Source organism: Pseudanabaena sp. PCC 6802 (assembly GCF_000332175.1).
Taxonomy (GTDB): Bacteria; Cyanobacteriota; Cyanobacteriia; order Pseudanabaenales; family Pseudanabaenaceae; genus PCC-6802.
Genome location: NZ_KB235914.1, coordinates 2,983,418 through 2,998,446, shown reverse-complemented (window position 1 = coordinate 2,998,446; position 15,029 = coordinate 2,983,418). Strand labels below are relative to the sequence as shown.

The 15,029-nt window shown below is 49.5% G+C and carries 18 protein-coding genes and 1 pseudogene; 5 read left to right on the top strand and 14 right to left on the bottom strand.

Going from position 1 to position 15,029, the window contains the following annotated elements:
* The first annotated feature begins 54 nt into the window (after nt 1-54).
* Entirely contained in the window at nt 55-576 is a 522-nt protein-coding gene (locus PSE6802_RS0119550; RefSeq protein ID WP_156815598.1) for an SH3 domain-containing protein, read from the top strand.
* A 266-nt stretch (nt 577-842) separates the two neighbouring features.
* Here PSE6802_RS0119550 and PSE6802_RS0119545 read toward each other — a convergent pair whose 3' ends face one another.
* The 10 genes and pseudogenes from PSE6802_RS0119545 to PSE6802_RS0119505 all read right to left on the bottom strand — a co-directional run bounded on the left by PSE6802_RS0119545 (nt 843) and on the right by PSE6802_RS0119505 (nt 7,499).
* A complete protein-coding gene (locus tag PSE6802_RS0119545; RefSeq protein ID WP_036945672.1) occupies nt 843-1,592 on the bottom strand; it encodes an alpha/beta fold hydrolase in 750 nt (249 codons plus the stop codon).
* 211 nt (nt 1,593-1,803) lie between these two features.
* Nucleotides 1,804-3,324, bottom strand: coding sequence for a chlorophyll a/b binding light-harvesting protein (locus PSE6802_RS0119540; RefSeq protein ID WP_019501732.1), 1,521 nt, complete (start codon nt 3,322-3,324; stop codon nt 1,804-1,806).
* Between the two features lie 163 nt (nt 3,325-3,487).
* A complete protein-coding gene (fldA, locus tag PSE6802_RS0119535; RefSeq protein ID WP_019501731.1) occupies nt 3,488-4,000 on the bottom strand; it encodes a flavodoxin FldA in 513 nt (170 codons plus the stop codon).
* A gap of 140 nt (nt 4,001-4,140) precedes the next feature.
* Nucleotides 4,141-4,287 (bottom strand): annotated as a pseudogene (locus tag PSE6802_RS33685) (chlorophyll a/b binding light-harvesting protein); the annotation flags it as partial.
* Nucleotides 4,288-4,296: 9 nt separating this feature from the next.
* Entirely contained in the window at nt 4,297-4,731 is a 435-nt protein-coding gene (locus PSE6802_RS0119530; protein ID WP_019501730.1) for a hypothetical protein, read from the bottom strand.
* 27 nt (nt 4,732-4,758) lie between these two features.
* On the bottom strand, nt 4,759-5,247 hold the full coding sequence (locus tag PSE6802_RS0119525; protein WP_019501729.1) for a hypothetical protein: 489 nt from the start codon (nt 5,245-5,247) through the stop codon (nt 4,759-4,761).
* Nucleotides 5,213-6,223, bottom strand: a complete 1,011-nt coding sequence (locus tag PSE6802_RS0119520; RefSeq protein ID WP_019501728.1) for a hypothetical protein — start codon at nt 6,221-6,223, stop codon at nt 5,213-5,215. The genes PSE6802_RS0119525 and PSE6802_RS0119520 overlap by 35 nt, the downstream gene beginning before the upstream one ends.
* Before the next feature lie 4 nt (nt 6,224-6,227).
* Nucleotides 6,228-6,650, bottom strand: a complete 423-nt coding sequence (locus PSE6802_RS0119515; protein ID WP_019501727.1) for a hypothetical protein — start codon at nt 6,648-6,650, stop codon at nt 6,228-6,230.
* A 4-nt stretch (nt 6,651-6,654) separates the two neighbouring features.
* Nucleotides 6,655-6,900 (bottom strand): hypothetical protein, encoded by a 246-nt coding sequence (locus tag PSE6802_RS0119510; protein WP_156815597.1) that lies wholly within the window; start codon nt 6,898-6,900, stop codon nt 6,655-6,657.
* Between the two features lie 128 nt (nt 6,901-7,028).
* Entirely contained in the window at nt 7,029-7,499 is a 471-nt protein-coding gene (locus tag PSE6802_RS0119505; protein WP_156815596.1) for a hypothetical protein, read from the bottom strand.
* Nucleotides 7,500-7,670: 171 nt separating this feature from the next.
* On the opposite strand from PSE6802_RS0119505, the gene PSE6802_RS0119500 reads away from it, so the two are divergent.
* A complete protein-coding gene (locus PSE6802_RS0119500; protein ID WP_019501724.1) occupies nt 7,671-8,273 on the top strand; it encodes a tyrosine-type recombinase/integrase in 603 nt (200 codons plus the stop codon).
* Here the strand turns inward: PSE6802_RS0119500 and PSE6802_RS0119495 are convergent.
* Both PSE6802_RS0119495 and PSE6802_RS0119490 read right to left on the bottom strand, forming a co-directional pair.
* Complete coding sequence (locus PSE6802_RS0119495; RefSeq protein ID WP_019501723.1) at nt 8,270-8,587, bottom strand: hypothetical protein; 318 nt, start codon at nt 8,585-8,587, stop codon at nt 8,270-8,272. The two genes, PSE6802_RS0119500 and PSE6802_RS0119495, sit on opposite strands and share 4 nt — an antisense overlap.
* Before the next feature lie 29 nt (nt 8,588-8,616).
* Entirely contained in the window at nt 8,617-8,841 is a 225-nt protein-coding gene (locus PSE6802_RS0119490; protein WP_225902739.1) for a helix-turn-helix transcriptional regulator, read from the bottom strand.
* 287 nt (nt 8,842-9,128) lie between these two features.
* On the opposite strand from PSE6802_RS0119490, the gene PSE6802_RS0119485 reads away from it, so the two are divergent.
* The 3 genes from PSE6802_RS0119485 to PSE6802_RS0119475 all read left to right on the top strand — a co-directional run bounded on the left by PSE6802_RS0119485 (nt 9,129) and on the right by PSE6802_RS0119475 (nt 11,093).
* Nucleotides 9,129-9,320, top strand: a complete 192-nt coding sequence (locus PSE6802_RS0119485) for a hypothetical protein (protein WP_019501721.1) — start codon at nt 9,129-9,131, stop codon at nt 9,318-9,320.
* Nucleotides 9,301-9,657 carry a hypothetical protein gene (locus tag PSE6802_RS33680; protein ID WP_156815595.1) on the top strand — a complete coding sequence of 119 codons (357 nt, stop codon included), beginning with the start codon at nt 9,301-9,303 and terminating at the stop codon, nt 9,655-9,657. The genes PSE6802_RS0119485 and PSE6802_RS33680 overlap by 20 nt, the downstream gene beginning before the upstream one ends.
* A 275-nt stretch (nt 9,658-9,932) precedes the next feature.
* Nucleotides 9,933-11,093, top strand: a complete 1,161-nt coding sequence (locus PSE6802_RS0119475) for an IS110 family transposase (RefSeq protein ID WP_019501719.1) — start codon at nt 9,933-9,935, stop codon at nt 11,091-11,093.
* A 32-nt stretch (nt 11,094-11,125) separates the two neighbouring features.
* On the opposite strand, the gene PSE6802_RS29730 is transcribed toward PSE6802_RS0119475, so the two are convergent.
* Together PSE6802_RS29730 and clpB are read right to left on the bottom strand one after the other, a co-directional pair.
* Nucleotides 11,126-12,058 carry a chlorophyll a/b binding light-harvesting protein gene (locus PSE6802_RS29730; protein ID WP_083901768.1) on the bottom strand — a complete coding sequence of 311 codons (933 nt, stop codon included), beginning with the start codon at nt 12,056-12,058 and terminating at the stop codon, nt 11,126-11,128.
* A gap of 300 nt (nt 12,059-12,358) precedes the next feature.
* Nucleotides 12,359-15,007, bottom strand: a complete 2,649-nt coding sequence (gene clpB / locus PSE6802_RS0119465; protein WP_026103418.1) for an ATP-dependent chaperone ClpB — start codon at nt 15,005-15,007, stop codon at nt 12,359-12,361.
* Between the last annotated feature and the right edge of the window lie 22 nt (nt 15,008-15,029).

Here is a 15,029-nt window from a genome sequence, read left to right as displayed (position 1 = left end):
AATTTCCAGTAGTTATCCCCTAAAACACCAATTTCCACCCTAAACCTAAAAAAAGTGACTACAACTAGAGCTAGACCTAAAACTAGACAAGATTCCTTGAGGGTGTGGCATATAGCCCAGTCTGCAATGGGCGTGCTTTTCTATCTAGGAATTGTTGTGGCGGCAGTGTATGGCACCTGGCACTACATTATTGTGCCGTATCGCACCTTACCAACGAGGCCAAAATATGCGGAGGACTTTAAAAAACCAGCCAAAAAACCGCAAGTAGTTTTCACTGCGCCTAAAGAGCAAATCGCCCAGGCTCAGAACGTTCAATACAAGCGCAGTTCTAAATTATCAGCTAAAAAACCTACTAAGACGGTGCTGGAAACAAAATATAAGGGAACCGTTAATTCAGGGATCGGTCTGGTACTGAGGTCGGAACCGAATCAGGCTAGTAGTAAGATTGGCGGCGCTGACTACAATGCGGCTGTCTCTGTTTTAAAGGAAAGCCCCGATCGCGAGTGGGTTTACATTCGCCAGGAAGATACCCACGAGGAAGGCTGGGTCAGGAGTGGTAACCTCAATCGCAATTAGGAGATTTCTGGTAAAGAAAATACCCCTAGAGGCAGCGCCCCCGCGCTTGCCCTCACCAATCGGGGCGATTCCCTACGAGATGCGTCCCGCCTCAGGGGGATTGCCCCGACAATTATCGGTATATTTTTTCACGGCAATCTCCTTATATAGCCGTAGACAGATCTGTTAGGACAGGGGGTGTGGGGGCTACGCCCCCACGCAGGGGTGGAACCCCTGCACCCCCCCGTCCTCAGCCTATTGGCTATAGCTATATGTATTGAAATTGCTCATGCTAAGCTCAAAAATTCCACTGGAGCCAACGTAGGCGAGGGATAGGGGATGGATTCCCAAAATGAGAGGATCTGCTCCCCAACCGCTTGAGGATGGAAGTAATGGAAAAAGTAACGGCCAGAGGGACACATCCACAGGCGATCGCTCTCTTTAAAATAAGTTTGCCATCCCGACAAAGCATTAACATCCACAATTGCATCATTTTTACTGCCGCATACCAATAGCGGTATGGGCACGGAGCCAGGGGATAAGTGCATTTGCGAGATTAATGAGTGGGGTGACAGCCCGAAGTCCAGATCTTTTGCCAAAATATCAACTATACCCGCTAACCAGTACCTATCTTTGCGACCGAATAAGCTGGTTCCCATCTGCGCCAGCAGGATTTGACGGCTACATCCCAGAAAACTACGATTGAAATAATATTGTGCCTGCCAATTCATCGCAGGATATACCCCTACGGATAAAAGCGTTAGCGATCGCACCCGTTCGGGATGCTGGCGCGCGTATAAAATACCTAAAAGACCGTTAATACCGTGCCCGATCAGGTGAATCGGCTGAGCCTTGGGCTTGAGATAGTCGTGGAGCAGTACCAAAGCCACATCTAACGAACTGGGTTCATCTTGACTTTGAGAAAATTCCCATTGCTCGATAAGGGTATGCTGAGCTAGGTAGCGTAATAGAGGGCAATCGAAACCTTGCAAAGCCTTACTGGTACTTAAGCATAGAACATTGGGTAAGGTGGACATAAAATTTTTATAGGATTTTATTAAATACAGGCGTTTCACAACAGCCTTAGACTTGATTATAAGCTATAGAAATTTTCAGATTTTTGTAGGGCGAGCGTTGCCCGCCCTACTCATATTGTCTGTGCGGGATTAATACTAAACGAACACGCTGGGATAAATCATCCCGGTCAAGAGAGCCAGACGATGAGAAAACAGCCTTACAACCACCCCTCTACGCTGTAGGTATATTGCTTAGGACATCGATACTGTGCAGCAGGAAGTAGGCAAATAGAGCTCCACCCACTCCACCAATCAAAAAAGCAGTCGAAAATTGACTCCATCCTTCTGCCGAAACTAACGTATTGGGCACATTTGGCACTTTTGTCACAAATGTTGGGCGGGGTTGAGTTTCCAGTCGCTTGCTAAAAGTAACCGTGCCATAGATAGATAGGCAAGCTGTAGTCACGACTAATAAGGCAACCGCCGAAATCAATCCCGATAAATCGCCGTATTCGGTATTGCGGAATGGGCTGAGTTTGATAAATGGCCCGATTAACCAGTAGCCATGTGCCATACCAATTTCTAAACCTCTCGATAATGGTGACATCCCAGTACGATAGATAGGTAAACCCTTGAGAAAGTTGAGCGTCAGATCGGAAGAATTAAGAGGAGTAGAGAGATTGCCTTCCTGGGGATCGTTAGCGATCGCCCTCACCGATAGATCGCCTTTCTTGAAGTCAAAACCCTTAGCTATACCCCTTGCTCTAATGGCGTGCCAGATATGCCCCGTCAGAAATAAGCCGCCCAAAATGTAATGAAACGATGCCAACCATCCTCGGGCGGAAATAACACCAGGCGTAGATTCCAATCCACCCAGAGCACCAAAGAATACCGAAGGGTAAACAGTATCGTTAACGCTGATGAAATAGGCTGCAAGTACTCCCATGTAAGCGATCGCACCCAAGCTGTATGAAAGATAAGCTTCACCAGAATAGATGAGAATATTTTTTGCCCAGGGTAACGGCTTGCTAAGAATATGCCAGAATCCGCCCAGAATGCAGATTAATCCAATCCAAATATGACCGCCAACAACATCTTCTAAATTATTAACTGCTGCCATTCCTCCTTCACCCCGAGCGCCAAACAGATATCCAAATATCCTCACTGGATCGAGGGTGGGATTGGTAATTACTCTCACATCTCCCTGGATACCAGAACCAGTCAAAACATGCGGATCGAATAAGCCACCCCAAAACATCGCCTTGGCAACTAGCAGTAAGGCCCCACTGCCAAGTAATGTTAGATGGATACCTAAAATTGTGGTCATCTTGTCGCCATCTTCCCAGTTATAGCCAAACAGACCTGCGAAAGTAGAGTCGTCCACCAGCGTTTCCCTTGCCATGAGGGCATGGTAGATGCCGCCAGCACCAAGCACCATAGATGAGATTAAATGCAGCATCGCGATCGCGAAATAGGGATAGGTATCGACAATTACGCCTCCAGCCGATACACCTGCACCTAGGGTTGCTAAATGCGGTAGCAGAATCAGTCCCCGATCGTACATGGGGATACTGGGGTCGTAGCGCGATATCTCAAATAGAGTCATGGCACCTGCCCAAAACACGATCAGTCCGGCATGGGCAACGTGGGCACCTAATAATTTCCCCGAAAGATTAACTAGGCGAGCGTTTCCTGCCCACCAGCCAACATCGGGAATACTTCTGTCCAACTTGAGCGTAGAAGCTGTTGTCATAAATTTACACCTTGTTTATATACCTACGGTGAGGATTCAACCTACTTAGAGACTTGCATGAAAATAAGATGCCTACGATGCGTTACGGCTATCGCCTCACACATCCTACAGTAGAGACTTACGAAGAGGATTCGACCTATTGACGTTGAGGGATTAGCGATCGCTATACACCAAAAGCTGATTTCACCTGAGCTACCCATGTCTTAACCCTGGCAGCAGTTAACTCAGGTTGATTATCTTCGTCTACAGCTAAACCAACAAACTTCCCATCGCGCACGGCGCGAGATTCATTAAAGTCATAGCCATCCGTCGGCCAGTAGCCGACAGTAATACCGCCGCGCTCTTCCACCTTCTCCGCGATAATGCCGATCGCATCCATAAAGTTGTCGCTATAGCCAACCTGGTCGCCAGTACCGAAGTAGGCAACTTTTTTGCCATTAAGATCGACGCTATCTAATTCGTCGTATAGACCTTCCCAATCGCTTTGCAACTCGCCAATATTCCAGGTGGGACAACCGATAATCAAGCAATCATATGCTGTCAGATCTGATGCTGATACCTTGGATACATCGTTAAGGTCGATCTGGGTACCGTTGAATTCCTTTTGAATCATTTCTGCGACGTACTCGGTTTTCCCAGTAGTGGTGCCAAAGAAAAGTCCAATCTTTGTTGGCATATATCCTCCTTATTGCATTTAAACTGAATTCTTTAACTACAAGCCAAGTTCACTATTAGTACTTACTATTAATAAGCTATGGGTAGGGTGGGCATCGCCCACCTTACGATCTCTAATAAGTACGTGAGTTCAACAAGTCCCTAATAGCCTGGATTTGAACTGGGTGAAACTACTTTACCTACACGGAAGTCGAAGCCTGCGGCTTGCAGGGCGTGCCAAATATGTCCTTGCAAGAAAAAGAAGGACAACCACATATGTGCGTTTGCCAGCCAAACCCGATTAGAAAGAAACCCCAGCTAATTTTGATTTGAATCTTGTTCTTGATTCAAACTAAGTTCCCGCACGCATTTGAGGATTTCCTGTTGATTCTCAATTAGAGTCTTAAAAATCTGGTTTTGAGAATTGATGGCTTTAGCTAGCTCGATGTCTTCGATCGCAATTTGGTGCTTGTTGAGGAGATTGGTAATGAGCGTGTTTTGTTGCGTTAACACCGCATCCTGCATTTTGGTAAGGGTGGTTAGAACAGTAGAGAGCGTGACGGCCTCGCTGTTTATGTCGTGCTGCGACTCCAGTTCGCTACGCTTGAGCCAACTGCTAAACAAGCTGGGTACGACAGTCCTAATCAGGTAAGCGATCGCCGCCAGGATGACAGCACCTTCAGCCCAATTAGAAAGCGAAGGCGACGGTGGTTGATTTGTAGGGGTAGATTGTTGAGCTATCAATGCTTTCACGTTTCCTCCTAGCGCGTCAGCGCATACTTACCCGCCACTACCAGGCGAATCGCCGCCGCCGCTGGTGTCGTTACCGCCGCTGCCAGGGTTATCGCCGCCCGTGCCAGGGTTATCGCCACCCGCGCCCGGGGGCGTAGCTTCTTCTTCTGGGCACTCCCAGATGTCGTAGCGCAGATCGACGGTGATGTCTGGATACAGCCACAGGTAAATCTGTACGGTTCCCTCCGGCAGAAAGAAGTAGTTTTTGTTCCACATCAATTCCATCTCCGGCAGGAAGTAATCCTTGGAAGTGCTGAAGGAGATGAAACCGACATCGTACAAGCGTTCTAAGGGAACTTCTGTGTCGTAGTTAAAGCGCTTGCCGCCCCAATCGGGAAAATCCAATACCTCAACGCCAATCCCGCGATAATACAGACCCTCTTCAGGCTCTTCAACCTCGATAATGCGGGTTTTGACGATTTCAACTACATCTAAGGTCTGGTCAGATTTTGTACCTTGAGGGCAAATACAGGCCATTGGGATTTTTCAACCATTGAGAGTTACAGCAGTTACAGCATTTAGGATTCCGCTTTTTCTTTTTGCACAGATAGGGGAACTGTTTGCAAAAATTGGGGAAGTTGTCGGGTATTTCGATCGGTCCTTGAGGGGGGGTGTTATCAAAGCAACCAGTCTCGCGCCATGAATAATAACTCCTCAAAATCGTCTGACTGGAGTAGTTGCCGTCTGTTGGTGCAACGGGGCATCCACCCCATGCTTGAGTACCAGGGGGTCGGCATTCGACAAACCCCCCTACATCACTGATAATCCTGTACCAGCAAGTGCAATTAGTTGCATTTTCACCACTACAGGTTAACCTTAGCCATCTAGAAGACCCTGGGGCTGGAGGTTCGGGAAATGACCGATAAGTTTTTCTTATACGGCTCTCAAACCCCTGCGATATTGAGAAATCTCGGTAATTATTGAGCTTCTGCACGTTCTGAGCAGTCTGAGTCTCAAACACCGATAGCCAGTAATTAAAGCAGGCACCACAGCCGCCCAAAGGGGGAGGGGGGTTGGGAGGTAAGTCTGGCTCGTTTGGATCGGGGGTAGGTGGCGTTGTATCCGGCTTGTTGGGGATGCACTCGCAGTACTCGTACCATTTTTGATACCGATAGAGTTCGGCAATCTTTTGCTGGAGTACTAAGCAGTTGCCGTAATAGAAGCACAGAAACACGTCAACGTAGTTGATTTCTGAGAACTCTATCGACGGGGGAGTCTCACAGAATTTAGCCGTATTGATATTGCCGTCTATAACATCTTTGACTACCTTTTTTATTAACTTCTGGATGATTGACTTTAAGGCGGTGCCTTTTTCGAGGAAGACTGCATCCAAGTACTTGCAAAAGTAATGTTCCAGTCCAAACAGGTAGCATCCCACTCCCGTATCGACCGAGAACTCATCGGGTGCCCCTGCTTTCTTGCGACCGCCGTAAAGACAGATTCCCTCAGCCACTGGCTTACACCCGTTTTTCGGGGACTTTACTACCTACGCGCCATTCTACGGTACCGCCGCCGCCAGGTTTGTGAGACAGCGTGATTTTGCTGTTGGCATTGCTGGCAGTAGCGGCAGTGTATACTACGAGTTCGTCGAACCTTTCCTTAGAAAGAATTACCAGCTTCATCGACTTGTTAGCGTTTTGCAAGACGCAGGCATCGCCTGCCGCTCCCAATTCGCGATAGAGGTTCACATAACGGGGGTGGATGCCGTATTGATTGCGATTGGAACTAATTTTAACGTGCGCGTCGATCAGGGTTCCCGTTCCTGGAGCGATCACGCCAGCGCGATCGGCGGTTACCCAGTTCTTATCCATGCGAGCCAGCATTGCCAGCCCGTCATCGAGCGTGTAGATCGTATCTTCAAAATTTACGCCTCTAGCCATAGGATTATCTCATTTCCTCCCTGCGTTTGCCTGCTACCGTGTAGTTGATGCCGTTGACGCTGACTGCCGTGCCGATCTGCAACGAGTCGTAATGAGCGGAGGTCAGGACGATGACGTATTTGTTGCGAGAACCGGAAGTGTCTATACAACTGTCTGCCGCTGCCGCGCCGCCAACATACTCGCGCCTGAGTATTGCCGATCGCGGCCTGCATCCGACCTGCTTCGAGTTTTTGGAGAACTCAAAAGTCATGTACTCGGTTTGCGCGCCAGCGGGTTCGGCGCCGCGAATTCCGGCCACCTCGCTATCGGAGTCGGTACGGCAGTAAAACACGTTTCCAGCGTTGGTCTGGTACTTGTACTTTGCTGTTGCCATTAGTTTTAGGGGTTGTCGTTAAGGTAAGTGTCTGTAAGGTTGGCTCGGTATTTGGCTTTTTCAGCCGTCCGCGACATCGCTACAAACGTTTGTACGGAGTTGTCCTGGTAGTCAACTAGCTCGATCGCGGTTTTGTTGCCGCGCCAAATGTCCGCGTCCGTGTTAGCGCAGTAGATGCGACGCTTGGTAGGCCGCGTCAAGTGCCTGAACGAGACGAAACGGGGTTTGACATTTCTGGGTAAGAATGACAAATCCTTATCATCTTCGCTAAGCAGCGTGAAACCCGTCCCTTCAATCAGTGCGTTGCTCCTATCGATGCGTATCAGCCATTGCTGTCCGTCATCATCGGTGTATGCGAAGTCTGCGATCGATCCTGCCATTGGGCGTAGTTGAGGGGTTTCGTGTTTTTGGGCGCGGCCATGTTTGGCAGATTGGCCGCCAATTGTACCGAGCTTGTCAATACCATTGATTAGCAATATAAAGGTGCAAAGGTAATGGGGTAAACCTCTCACTTTTAGGTAAAACTGAGAGGTTCCGTTTTGGGATGAAAGCTTGACGGGGTATATCGCTTGGGGTATACCTGGGAGTGAGACGTTAAAAAAACCTCTCACTTTTACGTTCTATAGCAGGAAAAGTGAGAGGTTGGCATGGGCAAAAATAACAGGAACGGTCAAGCGGAAATTTTGCGCGATACGGAACTCGATCGCATCTACCGACATCTGAAGTCACCCGCTCACAAGCTCTTTTTCCAGATTGCCAGGTACACGGGCGAACGCTTTGGGGCGATCTGTCAGCTTAAGGTCTGCGATGTGTACGTTTGCTTTAGCGGTACCCGCGAACCGCTCAAGGAAATCACGTTCCGCGCCAGCACTCGCAAGGCAGCGCCAGACGGTACCCGCGAAACCAGGCAAGCTTTTATTTGCGATCGCCTGTACGAGTCGTTACGTGCCTACAGGGGCGACCTTAGCGGGGAATGGCTGTTTCCATCTCGGATTCACGAGGGTTTGCCGATCACCTGGAGCGCTGCCGATAAGTGGCTGAGAACGGCAGTCGAAAAAGCTGGGATGGAACATCGCGGCATCTCCGGCCACAGCTTGCGCCGCTCGTTTATCACGCAGTTGTATCGGCATGGCATGGATCTACATGCCATTCAGCAGATCACGGGACATAAAGACCTGCAAGTCGTGCAGCGCTACATCGGTATCGATCCACTCAAGCTGAGAGACAGTCTCAATAAGGTGTTTGCTTAGCTTGCCCCAGAACATCGAGCTAGACTCAGCTTACCTTTGATGAATCTCCTGATCTCTTTAGGGGCGTAACGCTGTGCGATCATTGACGATACCGTTGAGATGCGATCGTTTGTGACGTGCAAGCGCCAGGTTTTGCCGTTTACATCGCGATAGCAGTAGCGCCAATACCAATACTCCCGATGCGATCGCACAACGCAATAACGTTCGATCCAGCCACAGGAACTCACGGGGGGCAAGGGTTTGTGTTCTGGAGCAACACCAGGCGTTATCGGGGCGATCGCGAAAATACCTAGCTGCTCGTACTTTCTGGTCATAGCTTTTTACCTCTTGCCATTAGCGATCGCTAGTTCTGTGTCGTTCGCGGTGCCGTGTCGTGGATCGGTTGGGGGCCAAAGTCATCAGGCAAATCTTCAGGTTTCACATGAAGGACTTGTGCAAGTTGCTTGTATTGCTTGGGAGTCAAGCGCGGCTGTACTTCTCCACGCTCCCAACGAGCAACTGTATTACCAGTAACTCCGATGGCTTTACCCAACTCTTCTTGAGACATGAATCTTAAACGTCTAAGCATGGCAAGGGGCGAAACATTTTCAAGGGTCATCTAATTATACAAGCATGGATAAAAACTATACACACTTGCCTCATAGTTATACATTGGTGTATAGTTTGGTTGGCAAGCTAAAACAGCGCACGAACGGAAACCCGATCGCACGCTGCGTTAGTTAGCACCATCATCCCACGTTCCGTCAGGCGTTGTGCCGTCTGGCAGGGGTGCTGGTTCCATAGAGTAAAAACCCCAAATGCGATCGCAGTTATTCCGCGTAACTGCGATCGCTCTATCTAAGGAGATTTTGAATTATGTACGACGAAGACGAAGACGATGCAGGCGATCGCATTCCCATTAGCGGCAAGGTAACTAGCCTGCTACTGCTGATCGACGAACTGAATCTAGACCACTTTGAACTCAGCGATCTATCTGCTGGGGTTTACAAACGCTTAAGTGAAGTTGCAGATTTTTTGGTGGAACAAGATGAAAAAGCCGGATATTAAACATGCTGTGCCTGCTGACAGGTACTCTCTACGGCACAAAATCGCCGCTAACATTCGCTATTACCTCACCACCAGCGGCTACAAAATCCGCAAAACTGAAGACGATGTATGGACGGTTTTCGCGGTAGATGGCAACCGTGAAGTTGGGTTCATCAACTATCTCGGTGCGTTGAAATTCTCGATCTGCTACGCGCCATACGTCAGCAGTATTGACGTAGAGCGGGTAAACAATTGTATCCGTCAGGCACTGCTGCACTACAAAATTCAAGATTATGCTCTGGTCGAGCTAGCTTGCTTCAGCATAGAGAGAGTTTCTTCCTCGATGGGGCGATCGTAGTGCCGATCGCACAGCACCCGCCCATCTCCTTGAGATGGCGGTCTGCTGTGCGACGACGGTCGTACAGTCGGTCAACATGTCCGATCGCTCAGGGCTTTGAGAAAGAAACAAGCTCTTGTGGCTTTTACAGGTTCATAAGCTCGGCGATCGGACGACCGTTCACCCCACGGCAATCATTGGCTTTGACAGTGAAACAGGCTCTTTAGCGGCCTTTGGGAGTTTCGTAAGCTAGCCAACGGGGTAACCGTCATACTCCATGACAAAAGGATATTACTATGATCGTTTGCGGAATTGACGTATGCAAGCTATCGGTTGCTGCGTGCGTACTTGCTGAAAAACCGAAAGATCCACGGCAACTTTACTTCGATATCGACTTTCACAAGTTCGAGGCCAACGTCAAAGGCATCAAAGCTCTACTGGCATTAAAGCCAGACGTGGCCGTGATGGAACCGACGGGGGTGAACTACTCGAAGCTGTGGGCAACCAAGCTAGCCCGTGAGGGCGTAAAAGTAGTGCTGGTAGGACACACGCAGCTAAGGCACTACAGGGACGCTCATTTGGGGCTACCGGACAAAGACGACGACGCGGACGCGCTAGCACTGGCTTGCTACTACTGGGACTACTGCGAAGACAACAGGCGCTTCGTGCAGGTCAGAGAGTTCCCGATCGTGCGCATCAGAGAACTGGTATTGAGACTGTCGCACCTGGCGCGGGTGCAATCGCCTATCATCAACCGCATCCGGCAGGATCTGGCATGGCAGTTTCCCGAAGTTGCCCTATCGAAAAGCGATCGCCTGTGGGCGTGGCTGGCTGGCAGGGTCAAGTCCAAGCGCTTCGACAGCGAGTATGCTGGCAGCGCCGGGCTGGGACTGACCGACACGGTAGGACTCCATGCAGAGCGACTTTGCCTGATTCACCTCGAAGAAAAAGCGATCGAGGACGAGCTGCGCGGTTACCTCGACGATGCCCAATTCCTCCCCTATCGCAGCGTTTTCAAACAGTTCGGATTCGGCGATCGCGTCCAGGCGATCGTACTGAGTCAGATTTACCCGTTTGAAAACTACCTCGACAACGGTAGAGCGATCGTGAAAATACGCAAGGGACGCAAATCTGGCAAGCCTACTAAACGCTACTTAAGCCTCCGACGATTCATGAAAGCATTGGGCGTGGCACCCACCGAAAATTCATCGGGTGACAAGCAGAATCGTTCAGTGGTCGGAGGTTCAGATCTGTGCCGTCGTAGTTTATGGCAGTGGATTTTTACTCGGGTCGAGCCTCATAAGTCAAGGGGAACCAACCCCATACTCAACGAACTCGGTAAAGACCTGGATGAATATAAAGCGATGGGCAGGCCGATCAAACTAGCCAGAATCACCGTTGCCGCTAAAGCAGTCAAGTTATTATTTAAAGAACTCCTACTAACCCAACGGGATTAACAGATCTGTACGCCAGTCGAAAGGCTGGCTTTTTAATAAAATGGAAATCGTCTACAGTGAACCTGTGGGTTCGGTGCGGAGAAATAGGGTAGGATGCCCATCTGAATATTCAGGCTAGAACCGTAGAACGACTCGGGATAAACAGTCACATTCACAGCCACGAAATAGGTGGCAATAAACCCCATCAGAGCTAGCGCGCCAAGGCTAAAAGATAGGTAAGCTTCACCCGACCAGATAAATAGCGAGTGCGTCCACTCAAATGGCCTGGTGGCGATATGGAAAATGCCGCCACCGATACAAATGGCTCCAATCCAGATATGCCCCCCTACGACATCTTCAAGATTACTCACGCCCGCAATCCAGTGTTTGCCGATCGCGCCGCATAAGTAACCAAAGATGACAGCGGGATTGAGGGTAGGATTGGCAATTATCCTGACATTTTCAACTGCAGGATCGTATAGACCACCCCATAACATAGCTTTGATAACCAGCAAAAATGCCCCAATACCTAATAGAACTAAATGAAATCCCAGAATAGTCGTCATTTTGTCGGTATCAGCCCAGTAATAGCCAAAGAAATCTGACTTTTCTTGTAGAGTCTTAGGGCCGCGTACGGCGTGGAAGATGCCGCCTATGCCCAGAAATGCGGATGAAATGAGATGGAGAGCGCCGATCGCAAAATACGGGTACGTATCAATTACCGTACCGCCTGCCCCCACACCCCAACCCTGGGAAGCAAGATGAGGCAAGAGGATTAGCCCCTGCACGTGCATGGGAAAATTAGGGTCGAAGTGCGATAGCTCGAATAGGGTCATTGCCCCCGCCCACAGAACTATTAAACCAGCGTGAGCCACATGAGCGCCCAATAGTTGACCAGACAGGTTAGTAAGGCGAGCATTCCCAGCCCACCAAGGAATATCAGCATTATTTTTCTCCTTTATGGCATAGCTTGTTTCAGTTGCGATCGCGCTTAGATTCGGATCCTTATTCGTGCTTGCAGATGTGCTACTTGTCACGACTAACCTCCTTAGATTTATTGCTAGTAATTCTCAACTAAGGAATTAGTCTACATGAAAATTTGCTTAATGCAAATAGTTATCATTAAATTAATATGAGCGTATCAACGACTTATAGCGGTTTTCAGATGAAAACGAGAAGGGGGTTTGGGGGCGTTGCCCCCAAGAAGGGGTACCCCTTCACCCCAAAAATAAAACCTGTTCTCAATTGAAAAATGCTATAAAGCAAACGATAGGTAAAGTCCCAGTCTAGCTAAATGCTAGTTTCCCATCCTTGACAGAAACCTCGATCGCATGACCGGAGCTGAATATGCCTTCCAGGATCTTGGTGGCGATCGGGTTTTCGATCTCGCGTTGAATCGCCCGTTTGAGCGGTCGCGCTCCAAACACGGGATCGTATCCGACTTCAGCGATATAGTTCTGTGCCTCGGGAGTGAGTTTCAGACTGATTTTCTGATCGCTCAAACGCTCTTCGATGCGTTGGATTTGGAGAGCAGCGATCGCTTTAATTTCAGAACGCTTCAGCGCGTGGAAAATCACCGTGTCATCAATGCGGTTGAGAAATTCGGGGCGGAAGCTGGTACGCAGTGCTTCCATTACGCGGCGGCGCATTTCTTCATATTTAGAGTCATCGTCCACCACATCCAAAATAAATTCGCTGCCAATATTACTGGTCATGATGATGACTGTATTTTTGCAGTCCACCAAACGTCCCTGGCTGTCGGTAATGCGACCGTCATCCAGTACTTGCAGAAGAATGTTAAAGACATCGGGGTGAGCTTTTTCCACTTCATCAAATAGAATCACGGAATAGGGATGGCGACGCACGGCTTCGGAAAGCTGCCCGCCTTCTTCGTAGCCCACATAGCCCGGAGGAGCCCCAATTAACCGCGATACCGAATGCTTCTCCATATATTCCGACATATCGAGGCGGATCGTGGCCGTATCCGTGTCGAACATAAACTGGGCTAAAGCACGAGCCAACTCAGTTTTGCCAACTCCAGTGGGGCCGAGAAAGATAAAGGAACCGATTGGGCGATTGGGATCTTTCATACCAGCGCGGGCGCGCCTGATCGCCGCTGCTACTACCTCTACGGCTTCATCCTGTCCGACTACCCGCTCGTGTAGATGCGATTCTAGTTTGAGTAATTTCTGCCGCTCCGATTCCAATAAACTCTTCACCGGAATTCCGGTCCAGCGAGCGACGATTTCGGCTATGTCGTCTTCTGTGACCTGCTGGCGGAATAGGGTGGAACCTTCCGATCGCGCTTGCCCGATTTGCAATTCCGCATCATCGAGCTGCTTCTCTAGCTCCGTAAGCTTGCCATACTTTAATTCAGCGGCGCGATTGAGATTATAGTCGCGTTCCGATTGCTCGATTTGCAGCTTAATCTGATCGATTTGCTCCTTGAGAATTTGTACGCTATCAATAGTTTCCTTCTCAAGTTGCCAGCGATCGTTCAAAGTCGTTTGCTTTTCAGTTAGCTCGTTCAGTTCATCATCGATCTTTTGCAGGCGCTCGCTGGCTGCCTGGGCTGCCTTGGACTTGTAGATGACTTTGCCTTCCTGTTCGTAGCGATCCATAGAAGCAATACTATCTTCCTTTTGCAGAGAGAATCTCTCCATCTCTAACTGCATAATGCGACGGTCGATCTCATCCAATTCCACTGGTTTGGAAGTGATTTCCATCTTGAGTTTGGCGGCGGCTTCATCGACTAGATCGATCGCTTTGTCTGGTAAGAAGCGATCGGCAATGTACCGATTTGACAGGACAGATGCTGCCACTAAAGCCGAATCGGAGATTTTAACCCCGTGGTGTACCTCATAGCGTTCCTTTAGTCCGCGCAAAATCGAAATTGTATCCTCTACTGTGGGTTGATCGACCAGCACTTGTTGGAAGCGGCGTTCTAAAGCGGCATCCTTTTCGATATGCTTGCGATATTCATCCAGCGTCGTAGCACCGATACAGCGCAGTTCCCCCCTCGCCAGCATTGGTTTGAGCAGATTACCGGCATCCATCGACCCCTGCGTGGCCCCAGCTCCCACCACCGTATGCAACTCGTCGATAAACAGGACTATTTGCCCGTTAGAGTCCAGCACTTCCTTGAGTACTGCTTTCAGGCGATCCTCAAATTCGCCTCTATACTTAGCTCCAGCGATTAGTGCCCCCAAATCCAGGCTAATCAGCGTGCGCCCCTTAAGCGATTCCGGCACATCACCCCGGATAATCCGTTGTGCTAATCCTTCCGCGATCGCCGTTTTCCCCACACCCGGCTCGCCAATCAGAACGGGATTATTTTTCGTACGCCGCGACAACACCTGAATCACGCGCCTGATCTCGTCGTCGCGCCCGATCACGGGATCGAGTTTGCCTTCCTTGGCGCTAGCAGTAAGGTCGCGCCCGTATTTCTCCAGAGAGGCATACTTAGCTTCGGGGTTTTGATCGGATACGGTTTGGTTACCGCGCACCTTTTTGACGGCAGCTTCCAGTTTGGCGCGGTCGATGCCCACATTGCGAAACAAGCGTCTTCCCAAGCGATCGTCGTCCAGTAAGCCCAGCAGCAAATGCTCGATCGAAATAAATTCATCTTCAAAGGTTTGGCGAGACTCGTCGGCGCGATCCAGCCAGACTTCAAGGCTGCGCCCTAAATAAAGTTGCTCGGGATTTGCCACCTTGGGCTGCGCGCGCAGAAAATCTTCGGTCAGTTTTTGAAATCTTGGCAATGGCACGGAGGCGGTGGTTAAAATCGTACTTGCCAAGCCGTTTTGCTCTAGCAGAGCGAGCAATAGGTGTTCGACTTCCAGTTGCTGTTGCTGCGATCGCCGCGCCACATCCTGGGATTTAACAATTGCTTCCCAAGCTTTCTCGGTAAATTTATTGGGGTCTGTTGGTTGCATTAATCTAAAACGGCTAGTAGCA

Bases quoted from the DNA above. Each gene is read 5' to 3' on its own strand.
- PSE6802_RS0119475 (WP_019501719.1), top strand. From the start codon at position 9,933: ATGATCGTTTGCGGAATTGACGTATGCAAGCTATCGGTTGCTGCGTGC.
- PSE6802_RS0119495 (WP_019501723.1), bottom strand. From the start codon at position 8,587: ATGACCAGAAAGTACGAGCAGCTAGGTATTTTCGCGATCGCCCCGATA.
- PSE6802_RS0119510 (WP_156815597.1), bottom strand. From the start codon at position 6,900: ATGACTTTTGAGTTCTCCAAAAACTCGAAGCAGGTCGGATGCAGGCCG.
- PSE6802_RS0119485 (WP_019501721.1), top strand. From the start codon at position 9,129: ATGTACGACGAAGACGAAGACGATGCAGGCGATCGCATTCCCATTAGC.
- PSE6802_RS0119545 (WP_036945672.1), bottom strand. From the start codon at position 1,592: ATGTCCACCTTACCCAATGTTCTATGCTTAAGTACCAGTAAGGCTTTG.
- clpB (WP_026103418.1), bottom strand. From the start codon at position 15,007: ATGCAACCAACAGACCCCAATAAATTTACCGAGAAAGCTTGGGAAGCA.
- PSE6802_RS0119525 (WP_019501729.1), bottom strand. From the start codon at position 5,247: ATGGCCTGTATTTGCCCTCAAGGTACAAAATCTGACCAGACCTTAGAT.
- PSE6802_RS0119540 (WP_019501732.1), bottom strand. From the start codon at position 3,324: ATGACAACAGCTTCTACGCTCAAGTTGGACAGAAGTATTCCCGATGTT.
- fldA (WP_019501731.1), bottom strand. From the start codon at position 4,000: ATGCCAACAAAGATTGGACTTTTCTTTGGCACCACTACTGGGAAAACC.
- PSE6802_RS33680 (WP_156815595.1), top strand. From the start codon at position 9,301: ATGAAAAAGCCGGATATTAAACATGCTGTGCCTGCTGACAGGTACTCT.
- PSE6802_RS0119500 (WP_019501724.1), top strand. From the start codon at position 7,671: ATGGGCAAAAATAACAGGAACGGTCAAGCGGAAATTTTGCGCGATACG.
- PSE6802_RS0119515 (WP_019501727.1), bottom strand. From the start codon at position 6,650: ATGGCTAGAGGCGTAAATTTTGAAGATACGATCTACACGCTCGATGAC.
- PSE6802_RS0119490 (WP_225902739.1), bottom strand. From the start codon at position 8,841: ATGCTTAGACGTTTAAGATTCATGTCTCAAGAAGAGTTGGGTAAAGCC.